This window comes from Synechococcus sp. R3-13 (assembly GCF_047462195.1).
Taxonomy (GTDB): Bacteria; Cyanobacteriota; Cyanobacteriia; order Thermostichales; family Thermostichaceae; genus Thermostichus.
On sequence record NZ_JANSIO010000161.1, the window covers coordinates 1 to 2797 of the forward strand.

The 2797-nt window shown below is 61.1% G+C and carries 3 protein-coding genes; 1 reads left to right on the plus strand and 2 read right to left on the minus strand.

Going from position 1 to position 2797, the window contains the following annotated elements; translation table 11 throughout:
* Positions 1-207: 207 nt before the first annotated feature.
* Positions 208-951: a response regulator gene (locus tag NW856_RS05015; protein WP_414399389.1), complete on the plus strand. Its 744-nt coding sequence runs from the start codon at positions 208-210 to the stop codon at positions 949-951.
* Here the strand turns inward: NW856_RS05015 and NW856_RS05020 are convergent.
* Positions 948-2330, minus strand: coding sequence for a CCA tRNA nucleotidyltransferase (locus NW856_RS05020; protein ID WP_414399390.1), 1383 nt, complete (start codon positions 2328-2330; stop codon positions 948-950). The genes NW856_RS05015 and NW856_RS05020 overlap by 4 nt on opposite strands.
* A 130-nt stretch (positions 2331-2460) precedes the next feature.
* The coding region (locus NW856_RS05025) for a ferrochelatase (RefSeq protein ID WP_414399391.1) at positions 2461-2797 on the minus strand (337 nt) is incomplete at its 5' end.

Genomic DNA, 2797 nt, shown 5'->3' on the forward strand with positions numbered 1-2797 from the left:
CTGCGAAGCAGTCAGGGTCGGGTAGTTTACTCCGCCCCTGTTCTCTTTATTGGCCTGCCCTGGAAGTTTGATATCCTATCGGGGGGCTGCTGTTGAAGGTGGCGGCACTTGCCCTTCTCACCCTGTGAGGCTGTTATCGCTACGTGACGCTTCCGCGTTCGTGACGGCGGTGCGGAGCACTTGCGTGCAGGCGCGACGGAGTTCTGTATGGAAGCAACCCTCTCCATGACCGGTCCACTTCCTCAAGCCAAGGAAGCTGCTCCCCATCTGGAGACCCTGCTGGTGGTGGATGACGAGGATGCCATTCGGGAAACGGTTGCCCTGGCTTTAGAAGAACAGGGATATCAAGTTTTACAGGCCGCCGATGGTCGGCAAGCCCTTGAGATGGTGCATACGGTTGAGCGGCTGGATTTGATGATCCTGGATTTGATGTTGCCCAGCTTGAACGGTTTGGATCTATGCAGGCTGCTGCGCAGGGAGGGCAACACGATTCCCATCTTGATGTTGACGGCCAAAAGTAGCGAAACCGACCGGGTGGTGGGCTTGGAACTGGGGGCCGACGATTATCTGACCAAGCCCTTCGGTATGCGGGAGCTGATCGCCCGCTGTCGCTCGGTGTTGCGCCGGCAACAACTGGCCCAAGCCAGCGATGCCACGGTGCTCCGTTACGGGGATCTGTGTATGTTTACTCAGGAGTGCCGCGTGTTGGTGCGGGGCGTTGAGGTGAGTTTTTCCCCCAAAGAGTTTCGCCTGTTGGAGCTGTTTATGTCCAATCCCCGCCGCGTTTGGACGCGGGAACAGCTTCTGGAGCGCATCTGGGGATCCGACTTCATGGGCGACAGCAAGACCGTCGATGTACATATCCGCTGGCTGCGGGAAAAATTGGAGCTGGATCCCAGCAACCCAGAGTATTTGGTGACGGTGCGCGGCTTCGGCTATCGCTTCGGCTAGTCTTTTTGCTGGCCACGCCACCGGCGGGCAAAAGAGAGCGCCTCGGCACGAGTTTGAATCTGCCCCCAAGCCTGCGCCTCCTGGAGGTCTTGCAGCAACTGGCCTACCCAGGGGCCGGGTTTAGCCCCCAAGCTGTGCAGCAGATCGCGGCCATCCAGCAGGGGCACCAGATGGGCCAGGGGATCCTGGGGGTCTTCGTAGCGTTTGAGCCAAGACTCCAGCTTTTGAGGGTCGCCGCCCGTAGCCACCGCCAACAGCGCCAGGCCACCGAACAGGGATCCCGCCTGTTGATAAAGCCGCCACTGTTGGGCAGGGGTGGGGGAGTCCGTCAGGAGAAGCTGAAGCTGAGGCAGAAGATGGTGTAGCTTTTGGATGGCCCGCATTTCCGCTCGGCTGAAGCGCAGCCGCTCCAGCTCGGTTTCCACCCTTTCTGCCGTTCGCGTCAGCAAGACAGAGTCCTCAGTTCCCGCTGGATCCCACAACAAGGCCGCCAGCACCACTGCCAACAGCCTGCCGCGCCCTTCGCGTGAGGATGTCAAGGGCTGGGCCAGCTCTGCCAGCGTGCGGGGATAGAGCGGTTGCCAGCGCCCGGCCCACTCCCACACGGCCTGAGCTTGAGGGAAGCCCGGACTTTCCGGTTTCAGGTGGGGCAGCCAAGCCTGCAGCAACCCCGCCGCCACCGCCGCCTGTAGGTGAGCCAGCCCTGGGATCCCTGCCTCCAACAGGGCCACTATCTCTGCCCGCACCCGTTCTGCCGCCACATTCGCCAAAAGGGGGGCCCGCTCCCGGATTGCCTCTTGCGTAGCCGGATCCAGCACAAACCCCAGTTGAGCTGCCTGTCGATAACCCCGCAACAGCCGCACCGGATCAGCACTGAGGTTGTCGGGGTGTACCATGCGCATCCGGCTCTGGCGAATATCGGCTTGTCCGCCTGTGGGATCCAGCAGTTGCTCCCGTTGCAGATCCAAGGCCAGGGCATTGCAGGTGAAGTCCCGCTGCTCCAGATCCGCCTCAGGGGTGGATCCCACCTGCAGCCCCACGTCCACGGTCAACTTTGCCAACACAATGCGGGCAATCTGCCGTTCGGGATCCAACACCACAAAGCCCGCCCCCAACCGCCGTGCCACTGCCGCTGCCCAGCCCACGGGATCCACAGCGCACATCAGGTCCAAATCCACCGACGCTGAGGACTCCATCCCACCGTCGCGAGCGGGATCCCCAGCAGCACGGCCCTGCAGCCAAGCCAGGTAAGCATCCCGCAGGGATCCCCCTACCCAATAGCTTTTCTGCGGCAGCCACTCTTGGGGGAAAGGCAGCCGTTGGTAAAAATAGGTCAGCAGCCACTTCGTCAGCAAGGCTTCGCTCGGGCTTAGGGTCATTCCCAGTCAAAACTCCATGAAGATGAGACACCTGAGGTGGTAGGAGAACGCTTCTGGGGGTATGAAGTCAGCGTCCTCGTCTGGTCGCGTCAGCGTTGCAGAGCAACAATGAAATGCCTGGCGTTCTTCCCTACCGCTCCAGCAGCGAGCTGCCCACAGCAGCAGGGACAAAGGCAGGAGCTGCCAAGCCTGGAGTGAGCAGATGAGTCCGCACCAGCGCCGCCAAGCCAGCAATGAACAGAGGGTCGGTATTTAAGGCGGGCACACGGCGAAAATCGGCAATCCCAGCTCGATGAGCCAGTTCCCGATACTCGATGTCAATCTCCTGCAGGGTCTCGATGTGCTCCGACACAAAGCTAATCGGCACCACCAGCAACTGTTTCACGCCTTGGGAGCCCAACTCCAGGATGACCCGTTCGGCATAGGGTTGCAGCCACCGCACCGAACCCACCCGGCTTTGATAGGAG

Excerpts from the sequence above, each read along its gene's own strand:
- NW856_RS05015 (WP_414399389.1), top strand. The coding sequence starts at position 208 with ATGGAAGCAACCCTCTCCATGACCGGTCCACTTCCTCAAGCCAAGGAA.
- NW856_RS05020 (WP_414399390.1), bottom strand. The coding sequence starts at position 2,330 with ATGACCCTAAGCCCGAGCGAAGCCTTGCTGACGAAGTGGCTGCTGACC.